Annotated in this window: 22 protein-coding genes; 21 read left to right on the top strand and 1 reads right to left on the bottom strand. The window is 56.0% G+C overall.

What is annotated here, in order from left to right:
• Positions 1 to 242: 242 nt before the first annotated feature.
• The 20 genes from N7220_RS18470 to N7220_RS18565 are packed head-to-tail and all read left to right on the top strand — an operon-like array spanning position 243 to position 15174.
• A complete protein-coding gene (locus N7220_RS18470; protein WP_283149000.1) occupies positions 243 to 704 on the top strand; it encodes a terminase small subunit-like protein in 462 nt (153 codons plus the stop codon).
• Complete coding sequence (locus N7220_RS18475) at positions 685 to 1893, top strand: PBSX family phage terminase large subunit (RefSeq protein WP_283149001.1); 1209 nt, start codon at positions 685 to 687, stop codon at positions 1891 to 1893. Before N7220_RS18470 ends, N7220_RS18475 begins: the two co-directional genes overlap by 20 nt.
• Positions 1894 to 1907: 14 nt before the next feature.
• Complete coding sequence (locus N7220_RS18480) at positions 1908 to 3356, top strand: DUF1073 domain-containing protein (protein ID WP_283149002.1); 1449 nt, start codon at positions 1908 to 1910, stop codon at positions 3354 to 3356.
• Complete coding sequence (locus N7220_RS18485) at positions 3292 to 4038, top strand: phage head morphogenesis protein (protein WP_283149003.1); 747 nt, start codon at positions 3292 to 3294, stop codon at positions 4036 to 4038. The genes N7220_RS18480 and N7220_RS18485 overlap by 65 nt, the downstream gene beginning before the upstream one ends.
• Positions 4039 to 4080: 42 nt before the next feature.
• On the top strand, positions 4081 to 5358 hold the full coding sequence (locus N7220_RS18490) for a DUF2213 domain-containing protein (protein ID WP_283149004.1): 1278 nt from the start codon (positions 4081 to 4083) through the stop codon (positions 5356 to 5358).
• A gap of 13 nt (positions 5359 to 5371) precedes the next feature.
• Positions 5372 to 5866 carry a structural cement protein Gp24 gene (locus N7220_RS18495; RefSeq protein WP_283149005.1) on the top strand — a complete coding sequence of 165 codons (495 nt, stop codon included), beginning with the start codon at positions 5372 to 5374 and terminating at the stop codon, positions 5864 to 5866.
• A gap of 13 nt (positions 5867 to 5879) precedes the next feature.
• Complete coding sequence (locus N7220_RS18500) at positions 5880 to 6827, top strand: DUF2184 domain-containing protein (RefSeq protein WP_283149006.1); 948 nt, start codon at positions 5880 to 5882, stop codon at positions 6825 to 6827.
• Positions 6828 to 6837: 10 nt separating this feature from the next.
• On the top strand, positions 6838 to 7044 hold the full coding sequence (locus N7220_RS18505; protein WP_283149007.1) for an STY1053 family phage-associated protein: 207 nt from the start codon (positions 6838 to 6840) through the stop codon (positions 7042 to 7044).
• Positions 7045 to 7046: 2 nt separating this feature from the next.
• Positions 7047 to 7430, top strand: a complete 384-nt coding sequence (locus N7220_RS18510) for a DUF4054 domain-containing protein (RefSeq protein WP_283149008.1) — start codon at positions 7047 to 7049, stop codon at positions 7428 to 7430.
• 9 nt (positions 7431 to 7439) lie between these two features.
• A complete protein-coding gene (locus N7220_RS18515; RefSeq protein WP_283149009.1) occupies positions 7440 to 8024 on the top strand; it encodes a hypothetical protein in 585 nt (194 codons plus the stop codon).
• Entirely contained in the window at positions 8024 to 8395 is a 372-nt protein-coding gene (locus N7220_RS18520; protein WP_283149010.1) for a hypothetical protein, read from the top strand. Before N7220_RS18515 ends, N7220_RS18520 begins: the two co-directional genes overlap by 1 nt.
• Positions 8396 to 8398: 3 nt before the next feature.
• Positions 8399 to 8959: a phage neck terminator protein gene (locus N7220_RS18525; RefSeq protein WP_283149011.1), complete on the top strand. Its 561-nt coding sequence runs from the start codon at positions 8399 to 8401 to the stop codon at positions 8957 to 8959.
• 18 nt (positions 8960 to 8977) lie between these two features.
• A complete protein-coding gene (locus tag N7220_RS18530) occupies positions 8978 to 10462 on the top strand; it encodes a DUF3383 domain-containing protein (protein WP_283149012.1) in 1485 nt (494 codons plus the stop codon).
• A 9-nt stretch (positions 10463 to 10471) separates the two neighbouring features.
• Complete coding sequence (locus N7220_RS18535; protein ID WP_283149013.1) at positions 10472 to 10915, top strand: tail tube family protein; 444 nt, start codon at positions 10472 to 10474, stop codon at positions 10913 to 10915.
• Entirely contained in the window at positions 10915 to 11355 is a 441-nt protein-coding gene (locus N7220_RS18540; RefSeq protein WP_283149014.1) for a phage tail assembly chaperone, read from the top strand. The genes N7220_RS18535 and N7220_RS18540 overlap by 1 nt, the downstream gene beginning before the upstream one ends.
• 38 nt (positions 11356 to 11393) lie before the next feature.
• Complete coding sequence (locus N7220_RS18545) at positions 11394 to 11543, top strand: DUF6889 family protein (RefSeq protein WP_283149015.1); 150 nt, start codon at positions 11394 to 11396, stop codon at positions 11541 to 11543.
• A complete protein-coding gene (locus N7220_RS18550; protein WP_283149016.1) occupies positions 11536 to 13314 on the top strand; it encodes a phage tail tip lysozyme in 1779 nt (592 codons plus the stop codon). The genes N7220_RS18545 and N7220_RS18550 overlap by 8 nt, the downstream gene beginning before the upstream one ends.
• On the top strand, positions 13314 to 13904 hold the full coding sequence (locus N7220_RS18555; protein WP_283149017.1) for a phage baseplate protein: 591 nt from the start codon (positions 13314 to 13316) through the stop codon (positions 13902 to 13904). Before N7220_RS18550 ends, N7220_RS18555 begins: the two co-directional genes overlap by 1 nt.
• Positions 13904 to 14218 (top strand): phage baseplate plug family protein, encoded by a 315-nt coding sequence (locus tag N7220_RS18560; RefSeq protein WP_283149018.1) that lies wholly within the window; start codon positions 13904 to 13906, stop codon positions 14216 to 14218. The genes N7220_RS18555 and N7220_RS18560 overlap by 1 nt, the downstream gene beginning before the upstream one ends.
• Positions 14218 to 15174 carry a phage protein gene (locus N7220_RS18565; protein ID WP_283149019.1) on the top strand — a complete coding sequence of 319 codons (957 nt, stop codon included), beginning with the start codon at positions 14218 to 14220 and terminating at the stop codon, positions 15172 to 15174. Before N7220_RS18560 ends, N7220_RS18565 begins: the two co-directional genes overlap by 1 nt.
• Here the strand turns inward: N7220_RS18565 and N7220_RS18570 are convergent, their stop codons facing one another.
• Entirely contained in the window at positions 15175 to 15795 is a 621-nt protein-coding gene (locus N7220_RS18570) for a hypothetical protein (RefSeq protein WP_283149020.1), read from the bottom strand.
• A gap of 9 nt (positions 15796 to 15804) precedes the next feature.
• Here N7220_RS18570 and N7220_RS18575 point away from each other — a divergent pair, with 9 nt between their 5' ends.
• Complete coding sequence (locus tag N7220_RS18575) at positions 15805 to 16581, top strand: Gp138 family membrane-puncturing spike protein (protein ID WP_283149021.1); 777 nt, start codon at positions 15805 to 15807, stop codon at positions 16579 to 16581.
• Positions 16582 to 16589 lie beyond the last annotated feature (8 nt).

Below are 16589 nucleotides of genomic sequence, written 5' to 3' on the forward strand. Positions count from 1 at the left end.
AGCCCCGGCCTAAACAGCTGGGGCTTTTGCGTTTCTGGTCATGCCATAACAAGGCAAATTCATTTGCGGTCCCCTGGGATACTCAAAGGCTGACGCCCTGCCGCAGACCTTGCAACGATGCACGGCAAGCGCAGAGTGCCGGAAAACCTGCGCAGCTATCGACTAAATGAAAGTTGGTCTCCTCCCCGCAATGCGGTCCTCGCCAACGCAGGGCGATAGCAACACCCCTACGGATTGAAAACATGGCAAGGCCCACCCGATACACCAATGCGATGGCAGAGCGAATCTGTGAGCGCTTGATGGGTGGCGAGAGTTTGCGCCGCATCTGCAAATCGGATGACACGCCCGACCAAGCTACTGTTTACCGGTGGCTGAACCAGAACAAATCGTTTCGCGAGCAATACACCCGCGCGCGAGAAGTTCAGGCCGACACGCTGGCTGACGAAATCATCGATATTGCTGACGACGGCATCAATGACAGCTACGTGGATGAAGATAGCGGGGCAGAGCGCACCAATTACGATGTGATCGCTCGCAGCAAACTCCGTGTTGATGCGCGTAAGTGGCTGGCCGGGAAGATGGCGCCAAAGAAGTACGGCGAGAAGATTCAACAGGAACTCTCTGGGCCGGGCGGTGAACCACTGGCCCCGCCAGTCTTCAATGTGACGTTCGGGAAGCAAGAGGATGGCGGCGATCAATCTTGAGTTCGCCCCCAAGTTTGCCCCGTTATTCAAGCCGAAGCGTTACAAGGTATTCCATGGTGGCCGTGGTGGCGCCAAGTCGTGGGAGATAGCTCGCGCCTTGGTACTGCTGGCGTCCTGCAAGAAACTGCGCATTCTCTGTGCGCGTGAAGTACAGAACACCATCAAGGATTCAGTCCACAAGTTGTTGAAGGATCAGATCGAATCGCTCGGCCTGCTGCCTTGGTTCACGATCACCGATACCAGCATAAAAAGCACGACGGGTTCTGAATTCATTTTCAAAGGCCTGCGCTACGACGTGCAAGGCGTGAAGTCCACGGAAGGCATCGATATTTGCTGGGTGGAAGAAGCTCAGACAGTAAGTGCTGATTCATGGGAGGTACTGATCCCGACCATCCGCAAGGAAGGTTCAGAAATCTGGATCAGCTTTAACCCGAAAGAAGAAGTCGACCCCACCTACCAGCGCTTTGTACTGAATCCACCAGATGACTCGGTGGTGGTCGAGGTTAATTACTGCGACAACCCCTGGTTTCCGGAAGTACTCCGCAAGGAAATGGAGTACTGCAAGCGCGTCGACTTTGATGCCTATGAGCATATCTGGCTCGGCAAGCCACGCAAGATCAGCGCGGCAGTCATCTTCTCCGGCAGGTATCGCGTCGATGCATTTCCTGATGACCTATGGATCAAGGCGGAACGTCTGTTCTTTGGCGCTGACTTTGGCTTCGCGCAAGACCCGAGCACGCTAATCCGCTGTTTCATTCTCGAAAACAAGCTTTACATCGAGCATGAAGCCTACGGCGTGGGTGTTGAGCTGGATGAAATGCACCAGCTTTACGACAGCGTTCCCAGTTCACGTGACTGGCCTATCAAGGGCGATAACAGCCGCCCGGAAACGATCAGCTATATGCACCGGCAGGGATTCTCAATTTCTGCCGCAGATAAATGGCCTGGCTGCGTTGAAGATGGCATCACGCATCTACGCGGCTTTGAAGAAATCATCATTCATGAGCGTTGCAAGCACACCGCTGATGAAGCCCGGCTTTATTCGTACAAGGTCGACAAGCAGACCAATGAGGTACTGCCGATCATCGTAGACAAACACAACCACTGCTGGGATGCGATTCGTTACGCCTTGGATGGCTATATCCAGGCACGTGGCGGCGCTGGCTTGTGGGCCCGACTCGCTGGCTAAACAGGAACACATTAATGGCACGGAAACCCGCACGCATTCAGAAGGCAGCGGCCCGCAGCCAGGATAGCAAAGGCAAGTTCCAGTCGCGGGACAGCTTCCAGAACTTGATGGCCCGTACGGGCTACGGCGCTGGCAGCCTGCAGGACGGCAGCGCTTACACGTTCGACTACATCAGCCGCAACCGCACGTTGCTGGAAGGCGCGTTTCAGTCGAACTGGGTGGCGCGCACCACGGTATCTGTGGTGGCTGAAGACATGACCCGCGAGGGCATTGAAATCAAGTCGTCGCTTGAGCCTGACGACCTGGAAATGATTTACGAAGAGTTCGACACCCTGCAATTGTGGGATGCGCTCTGCGACAACATCAAATGGGCGCGGCTCTACGGCGGCTCCATTGCCGTGATGCTGATCGACGGCCAGGACATGAGCAAGCCGCTCAACGTCGAAACCATTGCAGAGGGCCAATTCAAGGGCCTGATGGTGCTTGATCGCTGGTTGGTTCAGCCAACACTTGAAGACATCGTCAAGCAGTATGGCGATGGATTCGGGCTGCCACGCTTTTATGACGTGGTCGCCGACTCACTTGCTCTGGCGCGCCAACGCATCCACCACTCGCGGGTAATCCGCATCGACGGTGAAGACCTGCCGTACTGGCGCAAGATCAGCGAGAACCTGTGGGGCGTGTCGGTGCTTGAAGGGCTGTGGGATCGGATCATTGCCTTCGATAGCACGACCGAGGGCGCTGCACAGCTGGTATACAAGGCATACCTGCGCACCTACAAAGTGGAAGGCCTGCGGCAGATCATTGCTGCTGGCGGCAAGGTCATGGAAGGTCTGGTCGCCCAGATCGAGATGATCCGCAAGTATCAGTCCAGTGAAGGACTGACGCTGATGGATAAGTCTGATGAATTCGAGGCGCACTCGTACACCTTCAGCGGCTTGTCTGATGTCCTGTTGCAGTTCGGTCAGCAATTGTCTGGCGCCACGCAGATTCCGCTGGTGCGGTTGTTTGGCCAGTCTCCGGCCGGGCTGAACAGCACGGGCGAATCAGACTTGGCGACGTACCAAGACACGATCAAGCGCGGCCAGAACCGAAAGCTCCGAACTGGCCTGACCAAGTTGCTGGATGTAGTCAGTCGATCACGCCTTGGTAAGCCTTTACCTGCTGGCACCACATTCAAGTTCCGGCCGCTGTATCAGCTGAAGGATATCGACAAAGCCAACATCGCCAAGACAGTTAGCGATGCGGTGATCAACGCAGAAGATGCCGGAATCATCTCGCGCTCGACTGCGCTGAAAGAGTTACGGCAGTCGGCAGAAACAACCGGCATTTTCTCCAATATCTCAGACGAGGAGATCGAGGAGGCCGAGAATGATCCGCCGCCGCCAGGGGAAACAGATGACCCAGCTAACGAGGGATCGCAAGCGCAAGAGCAGCAATCCGGTAAGAACGCGGAAGATTGAACAGGCTTATTCGGGCCAGTTGCGCAAGGTTGCCCAGCATATCGGGCACCTTATCAACGGGTTTCCTGCGGGTGATCCGGCATCGGTTGCGCCAATTACCCAATTGCTGACCGCTTACAGTGAGGCGCTGACCCAGTGGGCTACGTTTACTGGTGCCAGCATGCTTGCAGCGGTGAACAAGCAAGACGTGGCTATGTGGGCGCGCAATGCAGAGGAAATGTCGAAAGCGCTGCGCTATGAACTCAAGCACACGCAAACAGGTGAGTTGCAGCGCGAATTACTGGCCGAGCAGGTGACATTGATCAAGTCGATTCCGCTTGATGCTGCTCGGCGCGTACATGATCTGACGTTGAAGGGTTTGGAAGACTCAACCCGCGCTGCCGAGATTGCCAGGGAAATACGACGATCTGGCGAAGTGTCAGCGAGCAAGGCTACGCTGATCGCCCGTACTGAAGTGGCGCGAACGGCCAGCACACTGACGCAATCGAGGGCTGAACAGGTCGGCAGTACGCATTACATCTGGCGCACGTCAGGTGATGGCGATGTTCGCCACGCCCACAAGGAAATGAATGGCAAGGTTGTTGCATGGGCTGATCCACCTCTATTGAGCGATGGCACCCGCACGCATGCCGGCCAGATTTACAACTGCCGGTGCTACCCGGAACCCATTATCCCCGATTAAACAGACCCGCTTCGGCGGGTTTTTTCATGGGCGAAAGAAACGATGCAACGCATCACAAAAGACGCCAGTGGCCGCCTTCGCATCTACACGGTTGAGCAGCTTGGCCCCAAGCAGTCGGTCACGCCTGAAGGGTTTCTGCTTTGCCATGACGTGCCCATTGCCCGCACCGGCACTCAGTTATACGGCGCTGATGAGGTGCCGGTTGATTCAGCCAATGGCGAGGTTCGCATCTATCGGCAGGAAGACGACGTTTTCCGTCCTGAGACGGTAGCGAGCTTCGAAGGCAAGTCGGTCACGATTGACCACCCGGATGATTTCGTCACACCCGAGAACTGGAAAGAACTCACGGTCGGGGTGACCCAGAACGTGCGCCGCGGTACTGGCGCAGAAACCGATCTGCTGATTGCAGACCTGCTCATTACCGACCAGGAAGCAATCAACGCAGTACGCGCGGGACTACGCGAGGTCTCGTGCGGCTATGAAGCTGACTATGAGCAAGATTCGCCCGGTGTGGGTTACCAGCGAAATATCGTCGGCAATCACGTAGCGCTCGTTGAGCGTGGCCGCGCAGGCCCGCGTTGTGCAATTCAAGACAAGGAACCGAAACACATGGCTAAACCTAGCTGGAAAGACCGCATCTGGGCCGCATTCGGCTCGCGTGATGCGGAAGGGATGGAAGAAGCCCTGAAGGAAGGTCAGAAGTCAGCAGATGCCGATGACGAAACTGAGGAAGAACGCAAAGCGCGTGAAGCCAAGGAATCGAGCAAGACTGGCGATGCTGCGCTGAAGAAGATCATGGACAAGCTCCAGTCCATGGATGCGGATATCCAGGAACTGAAGAAAGAGCGTGCCGAGTCGGAAGACGATGACGGCAAAGAAGACGACCCGGATATGACTACCGATACCGTGATCGAAGCCGAAACTGCACGCAAGGCTGATGTCGGTAAGACCTACACCGGTGATGCCCTGCGTGACACGGTATCCCGCGCTGAAATTCTGGCTCCGGGTCTGGCCACGCCGACCACTGATGGCGTCAAGGTTGCTGATGCTGTTGCCCGACACCAACGCCGTGCGTTGAAGCAGGCTATGACCACCGACGCGGGTAAGGCAGCAATTGCGCCATTTCTGAATGGTCGTGCGCTCGACAAGCTGACTGGCGATGCTTTGCATGCGGTTTTCATTGGGGCCTCCGAGCTGATGAAGACTCGCAACAACGACACCGCCACGCGCAGCACTGCCAAGACCTCAGATTTTGGTGGTGTAACGACCGTAGCCAAGATCAACGAAGCCAACGCGCAGTACTGGCAAAACCGCAAATAAGGATGCCGAAACCATGAGCAATGCAATTCTTTACCGCATGAATTCTGGCATCCCTGGGGATGTCAGCCGCCGCCAGAGCGCCACGATTGAATCTGGCTTTTATGATTCAGGCGCCGCTTTCCCTGGCTACGGCCTGTTCGGCAAGATCGTGTCGGGCAAGTTCGATCCGATCGGTGCTGGCGACACTGCCGCCAATGTGTATGGCGCGCTGGTTCGTCCGTATCCAACGACCGGGCTCAATGCCTCCGATCCGCTGGGTACAGCCGTGCCTCCTACTTCCGGCGTCTGCAACATCTTGCGCCGTGGCTACATGACCGTGAAAAACAACGCCGGTACAGCATCGCTGGGAAGCCAGGTTTACGTGCGTGTTGCCGCTGCGGCTGCAGGCAAACCCATCGGCGGCATCGAGGCAGCATCCGATACAACCAACACCATCGCCATCACTGGCGCAACGTTCATGAGCGCGGCAGACGCCTCCGGCAACGTTGAAATCGCATTCAATATCTAAAGGGGCACTGTAAATGCTGACTTTTGACCGTCGTACCATCGACTCGGCCGGTGCCTTCCTCGTTGGCGAACTGGAACGCTTGGACCAGACCTTGCACATGCCTTTGGCATCGGTGACCTGGTCGCGCGATATCAAACTGCGTGAAGACGTTTCTATTGCTGACGAACTGTCGTCCTTCACCAATTCGGCGTTTGCCGCAGCTGGCGGCCCATCGCCTAATGGCAAAAGCTGGATCGGCAAGGATGCGACCGCTATTGCTGGCATGGCACTGGATATCGGCAAGACTGCAAATCCCCTGAACTTGTGGGGTATGGAGCTGGGCTGGACATTGCCTGAACTGGAATCCGCCCAGAAGCTCGGGCGCCCGGTTGATCAGCAGAAGTTTGCTGGCATGCAACTCAAGTACCAGATGGACATCGATGAGCAGGTTTATATCGGTGACACTGGCTTGGGCGTTACCGGCCTCGTGAATAACGGCAGTGTGGCCACCACGAACGCCATCAACGGCAACTGGAACAATGGCACGACCACGCCGAACCAGATTCTGCAGGATGTGAATACCCTGCTGGAGTCGGTCTGGGCTTCGTCCGCTTTCGCTGTTTGCCCGGAAGAACTGCGCGTGCCGCCAATCCAGTACAGCTATCTGGTCAGCACACTGATCAGCTCGGCCGGTAATATCTCAATCCTGCGCTTCCTGCAGGAAAACTCGATTGCCAATGCGGTCAATGGCAAGCCTTTGAACATTCAGCCGCTGAAATGGCTGACTGGTCGTGGTGCTTCCAACAAGGATCGCATGGTGGCGTACACCAACGACACCAAGCGTGTGCGCTTCCCGCTGGTGCCGTTGCAACGTACCCCGCTGGAATACCGTGGCATTCAACAACTGACCACCTACTTTGGTCGCCTGGGTGTCGTCGAAGTGGTTTACGGCGAAACGCTCGGCTACGTCGACGGTATTTAAGGGGAACACCATGTCAGTCATCAATGTTGCAAAGGCCTTTACACTTTCCGTGGTCGAAGAAGGCCAGTTGGTGAAAAAGCCTTTCGCCGTCGGCATCCAGGATGTTGAAGACTTTGTCGCCGACCACTGGTATACCAAGGCTCACACCGAGCCATTGCCTGATGCCGTAGCCAAGGCAAAGAAGCCTGCTGACACCACCGCCAAGCCACAAGGTTAATCATGGATACCGCCCAGTTTCGGGAAGACTTCACCGAATTCAGCGACGAGACAATCTATCCAGACTCGTTGGTCCAGCTATGGCTGACCGCAGCGCTGATGTTCGTGGACGAATGCCGGTGGGGCGATGCCTATAACCTCGGTCTAGAGCTTTTCACCGCGCATCACCTTGTGGTGTCAGCGAAAGACCAGCAGGCGGCAGAGATTGGGGCGGTGCCGGGGCAAGTGACCGGTGCCACTTCATCCAAGTCGGTTGACAAGGTCAGCGTCGGATTTGATACCAAGGCCGTTACCTACGAAGGTGCTGGCTTCTGGAACATGTCCAGCTATGGCATTCAGTTTTACCAGCTCATGATGATCTTCGGCGCTGGCGGCATCCAACTTTGAGGTAATCCAATGGTCAGCGTCAAAATCCGCAAGGACAACGTCGCTGCCGTACTCAAGGGGATCGCTTCGCTTGCACGGCAGGATGTGCTGGTCGGCATCCCTGGCACTGAAGGGGATCATGCTGGCGAGGATGGCAGGCCGGTCACCAAGGCCGAACTTGGCTATATCCATGAGAACGGCTCTCCAGCCTCAAACATCCCCGCGCGGCCTTTTTTGCTGCCAGGCGTTCGTGATGTCCAGGACAAGACCATCAATGACTTCCGTGCCGCTGCCACCGCGGCGCTGAACGGAAATTCAGAGAAGGTATTGTCAGCGATGTCGCGAGCTGGTGAACGTGCGGCTCAAAGTGCCAAGTCGGTAATGACCAACTCAGCGTATACGCCGCTAAAGCCTGGCACCATCGCCAACCGCTGGCGTTCACGGAATACGGCGAGTCGGCGAAAGGGTGAAAAGCAGTACATGGATATGATCGCCTCAGGGGCACAGGCCGCAGGTATGAGCTTGTCCGATATTGAGGCGGCGGCGGGTATCCAGCCCCTAATCAACACCGGCGAATTGCGCAATTCGATCACCTACGTCATCAGGAAAAAGTAATGGCACAACTTGATGTTACTGAGGTGCTGCTTGATCCGCTGTTCGGTGACAAGAACATCCTTTGCTGTCGGCAGACACAGACCATTGATGATAATGGCTATGCGACCAATACCGAAGCACAGACGCCTTTTTTTGGGGTGGTTACCTCGGACACGGGCGATGTGCTCACAAGGCTGTCTGAAGGCTCTCGCATTGTTGGCAACATTATCATCCATACCAAACTGCGCCTCATCGACGGCGACACTGGTCTGGATGCGGACGAAATCATCTGGCAGGGCCGACGTTACACCGTAGCCAAGGTCAACGATTACAGCCACTTCGGGCGCGGCTTTGTCGCGGCCTCCTGCGATATCAAACCACTCTCGGGTTAACCCATGGCGAATGATTCTTCAACTGGCGGCTATCTCGCGCCGGTCGCGGCGTCTCCGCCAGAAACTGACAAAGACCTCGATACGATCCTGCAGGCCATGGTGACGGGCATATCCGGGTTGCCTGGCAACCTTGTTCGCCCTCGATGGCAGCCGACTGTGCCCAAGCAGCCAGAGCCAACAACCAACTGGTGTGCAATCGGTATTCAGCGGCAAGTCCTGGTCGACATGCCCTATATCGCGCATGACGGCACTGGAAACGGCCAAGACAACTTCATGCGGTATGAAGAAATTGATCTGCTCTGCTCCTTCTACGGGCCGCAGGGCATGCAATACGCCAGTGCAGTACGCGATGGCATCTACATTCCGCAAAACAGCGAAGCCATCAAGCAACACAACATGGCATTTATCGGCGCGTCGGACATCATCCCGGCGCCTGATTTCGTAAACCAGCAATGGATTCGCCGCTTTGATATGACGATCCGGCTGCGCAGGCAAATCACCCGCACCTATCAGGTGCTCAACATTCTGTCGGCTGAAACGCAAGTCACGCCTGACTCTTTCTAAATCATCGGAGTGCAAGATATGTCTCTTGGTCTTTCCGTATCGGACGTGGTCAGCGTTGACGTCGTCATGTCGCCCATTGCCGCAGCTACCCGCAATTTCGGGGCGCTGCTGGTGTTAGGCGCATCCAGTGTGATCGATATCAATAGCCGTATTCGCCAGTACACCACCCTGGACGCAGTTGCCTCTGATTTTGGCACCAGCGCCCCTGAGTATCTGGCTGCAGACCTGTTTTTCTCGCAGTCGCCGCAGCCGTCATTGCTTTATGTTGGTCGCTGGGCCAAGACGCCCACTTCTGCGCAATTGCTCGGCGGTGTGCTCTCCGCAGCACAGCAAGCAATGTCTAATTTCAGCTCTATCGCCAACGGTACGATGGCCATCACCATCGATGGCACCGCCAAGACGTTGTCTGCGATGGATTTCACGGGGCAGACCAACTTGAATGGCGTGGCCTCTGCCATTACGGCCAAGCTGGGCGCGGCAGGTACTTGCACGTGGGACGCGGTGAATAGTCGCTTTGCGATTACCAGTTCCACGACTGGCACGACATCTACCATTGGCTACGCAACATCTACTGGCAGTGGCACGGATGTGTCTACGTTGATCCTGATGCAATCCGGCCAGGCCTCCGCGCCGGTGCCGGGTGTACTTGCAGAAACCCTTCTGGCTGCCGTGTCGTTAATGGCCAACCTGTCGAATGACTGGTATGGGCTGGAGGTCGCAGATAGCTCGCCGACCACCAGCGATCTGCTGGGTGTGGCAGCCTATATTGAGGGCTCTGGCGTATCCCGCATCTTCGGCGTAACCACTACGTCTTCGACCGCGCTGGACTCGACCTCGACTACTGACTTGCCGGCGCAGCTGAAGGCAGCGAAATATCGTCGGACGTTCTCCCAGTACAGCAGCAGCTCGGCATATGCAGCGGCTTCGATCTATGGCCGTGCTTTCACGGTCAACTTCCAGGGCAACAACACCACGATCACGCTGAAGTTCAAGCAAGAGCCTGGCGTCACTGCGGAAACCCTGACCGAGAGCCAGGCAGCTACGCTCAAGGGCAAGAACTGCAATGCCTTCGTGAACTATGCCAATTCAACCGCCATCATCCAGGAAGGCGTGATGGCAGACGGCTCGTTCTTTGACGAAGTGCATGGCCTGGACTGGCTGCAGAACGATGTGCAGACGGCAGTATTCAACCTGCTCTACACCAGCCTGACCAAGATTCCTCAGACCGATGCTGGTATCAACCAGATCGTCACGACCATTGCCAGTCGCCTGGATCAGGCCGTGGCTAATGGCCTGGTCGCGCCCGGGGTATGGAATGCGGGCGGCTTTGGTTCGTTGAATCAGGGCGACACGCTGGCCAAGGGCTATTACGTCTACGCGCCACCGATTGCTACGCAGTCACAGGCCGACCGAGAAGCTCGTAAAGCCCCGGTGATTCAGGTCGCCGTCAAGCTGGCTGGTGCGGTTCATTCCGTCGACGCCATCATCAACGTGAACCGCTAAGGGGAAACCATGCCTGCTTATTCATTCCTGGACGTCCAGGCAACGCTGGTCGCCGTTGGCGGTGTCATCAATATTGGCTCTGGTGCATCGGTGGCAGAGGAAGGCATCACCATCCAACGTGCTGGCGACAAAAATACAATGCTCATTGCCGCCGATGGCAACGGCATGCATAGCCTTCATGCTGACAAATCCGGCCAGGTTACGGTGCGCCTGATCAAGGGCTCTCCGGTCAATGCCAAACTGATGGCGCTTTATGACGCCCAGTCGCTCAGTTCCGCGCTTTGGGGAAAGAACATCATTACCGTGAGCAATTCGGTTGTTGGCGATATGCACGTGGCCAGTGCCTGCGCCTTCAAAAAGTGCCCGGATATGAACAACAAGAAAGATGCCGATATCGTTGAATGGATTTTCGATTCCATCGACATCAATAGCATCCTTGGGACGTACAACTGATGGAATTCGAACTCAATGGCGTGAATTACCGCGCTGGCAAACTGACCGCCTTCGAGCAGTTTCATGTGTCTCGCAAGATCGCTCCCATTGTGCCGACGCTGATTCCTATCTTTTTGCGGCTGTCGAAGGCCGCTGGCGACAAGCCACTGACCGAAAATCTGGCCGAGATGGGCGAGATTCTGCAGCCCTTCGCCGATGGCATCGCGTCAATGCCTGATAGCGATGCGGAGTATGTCCTTGGTACTTGCCTGTCGGTCGTCCAACGACAGCAGGGCGGCAATTGGTCTGTGGTCTGGAACAAACAGCACAACACCAGCATGTTTGATGACATGGATATCGGTGTGATGCTGCCCATCGCCGTGCGAGTTATTCGTGACAGCCTCGGGGGTTTTATCAACGGGCTGCTTACGAGCCAGACGGGCAGCCCGGGCGCGGCATAACTTGGCGCACTTTGCCTGGTGGCGAGGACTGGCTATTGTTGCCGGTCCTCAAAGGCTGGGTGAAGTATGAATCGCTCAAGGATGGATCAATCGATCTGGCTGACCTTGCACTATTGCACGACATGGCGCGCGTTCAGGCCGACAACGAAACCATCGCGTACGACATGAGGAAGCAGAACAATGGCTAGCCCAGACACCATCAAGGACTTTCTGGTCTCGCTGGGCTTCCAGGTCGATGAGAAGGGCCTGAAGAAATTCACTGGTGGCATTGCCGATGCAACGCTGCAAGTCGGAAAGCTGGTTGCTGCCATTGCCGGTGCAGCACTCACCGTCGGCGCCGGCGTCGCTGCATTTGCCAGCAACATGGAGTCGCTGTACTTCGCGTCAAAGCGTACCGGCGCGGCTGCGGCAAACATTCGCGCGCTGGAATCGGCCGCCAAAGATTTCGGGGCCTCGGCAGATGAAGCCCGCGGCTCTCTGGAAAGTGTTGCGCGCTTCATGCGCAATACACCTGGCGGCGAAGGTTTTCTGCAAAGCCTGGGCGTACAGACCCGCGATGCCAACGGCCAGTTGCGCGATACCAGCGACATCCTGATCGATCTGGGCAAGTCCTTTGCCAAGATGCCGCAATATCAGGCAAACGAGTACGCCCAGTTCCTTGGCATCTCGGAAAAGATGCAACTAGCCTTGCGCGATGGCGACTTTGAAAAGGACGTGCAGCGCAAGCGCCAGGCCCTGAAAGACTCGGGCATGGACAAGGCGACCGAAGACGCCCACAAGTTCATGGTGCAATTGCGCGACCTTGGCGTGCAGTTTGAAGCCTTGGGCGTGAAGATCGAAGCGGCGCTCTTGCAGAAGGCGGGGCCGATACTGGCCCAGTTCAAAGCATGGTTCGACAAGTCCTCACCAGAAATCGTCGATCGCATTACCGATGTGCTGGTGGTCCTGCTAAGGCTAGTCGAAGAAGGCGCGCCAGTTTTGCTCAAGCTGCTTGATTACTTCGTACAGCTTGATAAAGAAACCGGCGGCTTATCTACCCAGATCATTGCGCTTACCGCCCTGTTTATTGCCATGGGCGGTCCAAGTGTCTTATCGGCCATCGGTGGGTTGCTTGGGGGATTGAACAAGGTTTCTGCGGGCGCTGAGGCTGCCGCGGGGAGTGTTGGTCTTATTGGTAAGGCTTTCCTGCTGGCAACACAGGCAGCGACTGCATATTTTGCTTACCAAGCAGGCTATAAGATTGGCGAAAAAATCAACGAGCACCTGTCCCAGGACACCAAAGACAAGATCGGCGGCACCATTGCCACGGTTCTGGCCAAGCTGGGTGTAAAGGAAGCGCAGGAGGCTCTCGATATCAATGAGGGCGGAGGTATCAATAAGCCAACCCCTATTGGTAAAAAGTCGGTAAACCAGAAAGCGCAATCCATGCGTGGGACTGGTGATGCACGCCAGTATGCGCTGAACCTGTTCCAGAACCTTGGCTGGTCACCTGAGCAGGCCGCCGGATTGGTGGCGAACCTGACTCATGAGAGCGGGCTTAATCCCGGCGCAGTGGGCGACAGCGGGCGCGCCTTTGGCATCGCCCAATGGCACCCAGACCGGCAAGCGGCGTATGCGAAGTGGTCCGGAAAAGACATCCAGAAGTCCTCGTTCGAAGACCAGCTTCGATTCGTCAATTACGAGCTCACAAACGGTGCAGAAAAACGCGCTGGTGACTTGCTGCGCGCTACTCGCAATGCGGCTGATGCGGGCAGCGTGGTATCGCGTTATTACGAGCGGCCAGCTGATCAGATCGGCGAAGCGCAAAAGCGGTCGGCCTCTGCGGTGCAGATTGCCCAGGACACCAAGATTTATGTTCAGGGGAGTAATGATCCCGCAGAAACAGCGCGCCGTGTAGCTGAAGAACAGGGCCGCGTGAGTGCGGCAACCGTGCGCAATTTCCGAGAGGTTGTTTCCTGATGGCAACGTTTGCTGGACTGATCACGATCTCGCCAAAGCGCAAGATCGGCACGATCGCCGCCAAGGTGACACTGGAAGAATTGGCCACTGATGATCTGACGATTACGGGGCATCCGGTCGAGGCTGGTGCAGATATCACCGATCACGCCTTCAGCAACCCGGCGCAGGTCGTTATCCAGTGTGGCTGGAGCAATGCCGACATTGAAGCCTTGTCAGGCTTTGCGGAGGAATTGCTCTATGACATCAGCCAGGGCGCGTTTGGCGCTGACTATGTGTCATCGGTCTATGCCCAGCTGATTGCGCTGCAGAAGTCCCGCGTGCCTTTTGATGTGGTGACCGGCAAGCGCAGCTACACCAACATGCTGATTGCCAGCCTGGCGGTCACTACGGACAAAGAGAGTGAAAACATTCTCATGGTCCGGGTGACCTGCAAGCAGATCATCATCGTGGGTACGCAAGTCACCACGTTGCCGCCGGCAGCCAACCAGGCCAACCCGGCTTCGACGGCCAGTACGCAGAACATTGGATTCAAACAGGTGATTCCCGCCATGCCTGCATCAGGTGGCACAGTTTCACCGGGGGCCTGGTAATGCCGAGCTATTTTGAGATACCCCTGAGCGCAACGCCACAGACATTCCCGATTACGCTTTCGGGTGTGGATTACCGGATGACGGTGCAGTTTCGCAACGCCGATCAAGGGGGCTGGGTACTGGATGTCGCGGATGGCCAGAGCAACCCGCTGGTTCAGGGAATCCCGCTGGTGACCGGTGTTAATTTGCTGGCCCCATATGGCCATCTTGGGTTTACCGGGCGCTTGTGGGTACAAACTACAAACGACCCCGACGCTATTCCGACTTACGCCAATCTTGGCACCGATTCACACGTTTACTGGGTAACCGACTGATGTCTGACCAATACCTCCGCAATGCTTCGCTGCTTATTGGCAACGATGCGGAGGCGCTGGACCTGTCGCAACTACGGTTCCGGTTTGCAATTCACCGAGGCGACAACCGGACACCCAACAGCGCGGACATCCGGGTTTACAACATATCGGATGCAACCCGGCAGAAAATACAGAACGAATTTACCCGGGTGGTGCTGCAAGCAGGTTATGGCGACAGCATGGGCGTGATCTTCGACGGCACCGTGGTGCAGGTTCGCCGCGGGCGCGAAAGCCAGACTGATACCTATCTGGATATCACAGTTGCTGACGGCGACAGCGCCTACAACTTCGCCGCTATGAACATGTCTCTGGCGGCTGGCGCATCGATCGATAACCAGATTGCCGCCGTGATGCAGTCCATGGTGCCCCAAGGTGTAACTCTGGGATATAAGCCTCCCGCACTCACCGGCAAGACGCTGCCGCGCGGAAAGGTCTATTACGGCACCGCTCGTGCTTATATCGACAATCTGGTCAAAACCATCTCGGCCAAATGGAGCATTCAGGACGGCAAGGTGGAAATCGTGCCGTTGAATGCCTATATCCCGGGCGATATTCCGGTCATCACGGCTGCCACCGGCATGGTTGGGCTGCCAGAGCAGACTCAGAACGGTATCAAGGTGCGCATGCTGCTGAACCCGGCCATCCGCATTGGCCGCCTGATCAAGCTGGACAACGCCAGCATCCAAGAGCAACGGCTCGGGGTCGGTATCGACAACCAGGTCAACAACCAGTTTCTGCAACTGCAGGGTAAGAAAGATAACGACGGCCTGTACTACGTCATGGTTGCCGAGCACTCAGGCGATACACGTGGCAATGAGTGGTACACCGACGTGATTTGCCTGGCGACGGATGCATCTGTGCCTCTGGAACTTGCACAAAAGGGGTCAGCAATCGATCCCATAAAGCCGTACGGCTGATCAATCAGTAGCCATTTTGAACATTGAGGGAAGAGTCACCCCTTTATAAATACCTCGCTTGGTTTTCACAGTAACCTGTGGGACCGCATTGGAATTGTCCAAAAGCATTTCTCCATCTTGCTCAACAACGATGCAGTCAAATGAAGATGGATCGATCTCTCGTAGTTGCCCATGCTGAAGTTCCCAAGCCTTGCGAAGCGAATCTGGGCCGTTGGATATATTTGCGACTTCCTGCATCGCTCGCATTACCACCTCAACGGTATCGAGATCATGGCAAATAAGTGCGCCTGGCATTAAATACAGCGCCACTGCATTGACACGTTGTAGATTTGGATCAATGGAGGTCGAGTTTACGGACACGCATCGTTGCCATTTTTTTTCATATTCATATTGTTCTGGTGAACCAAAGCACCATCCACCTTGGCTCAATTTGGTCACCAACTGATCTCGCTTGTCGCAATATTCCATGGTTTTTTGATTGTCTCCACTGCCTCCTCTGCAAGCATCATTTAATTGCTCAACCTTTGCGATTAATGGCTGAGCCTGCGTTTTCGAAAGTGGAGCAGCCATGCCAAATGAGCTGAATAACAATATAACGCAGGCAAGAACGAATAATTTCATGAGGTCTCCATGGATCAACGAGAACGGCACAATGACCCGCAGCTTGCATTAGATGCTGCTTTGGTCGGTCATCAGGCAACAATATGGACTGCATTGCCTGGCATTATCCAGAGCTTCAACGCATCTGCAATGACTTGCGTGGTACAGCCCACTATCAAAGGCCAGATACAAGACAAGAACGGCAATTTCTCATCCGTAGTAATGCCGCTGCTGCTGGATTGTCCTGTGTTCTTCCCCTCTGGCGGCGGCTGCACGCTGACCTTCCCGCTGACCAAGGGCGACGAGTGCCTGGTGGTGTTTGCCTCTCGCTGTATCGACAGTTGGTGGCAAAGCGGTGGCGTACAGGAACGTGCGGAATACCGAATGCATGACCTGAGCGACGGCTTTGTATTTGCGGGCGTGCGCTCGCAACCGCGTGTGCTCGGATCGGTCAGCACCAGTACCACCCAATTACGCACTGATGATGGCGCGGCCTATATCGAGGTGAATCCCGTAAACCACGCCATCAACCTGAAAACCTCGGGTAACGCGGACGTGAACGTTGGCGGGAGCATCACCGCCGAGGCGGCAGGAAATATCATCATGACAGCACCGCAGATCACACTGAATGGGGCTGTGACCATCAATGGTCCGCTGAACCAAGGTATTGGCAGTGCTGGTGGTGGCGCAACCTTGTTGGGTCCGTTGGCAGTTACGAATGATGTCACCGCAGGCGGGAAGAGCCTCAAAACGCATACCCACGGCGGCGTGCAGCCAGGTAGTGGAAACACTGGGGCTCCCAACTAGGAAACACC

This window comes from Silvimonas soli (assembly GCF_030035605.1).
In the GTDB taxonomy this organism is placed as follows: domain Bacteria; phylum Pseudomonadota; class Gammaproteobacteria; order Burkholderiales; family Chitinibacteraceae; genus Silvimonas; species Silvimonas soli.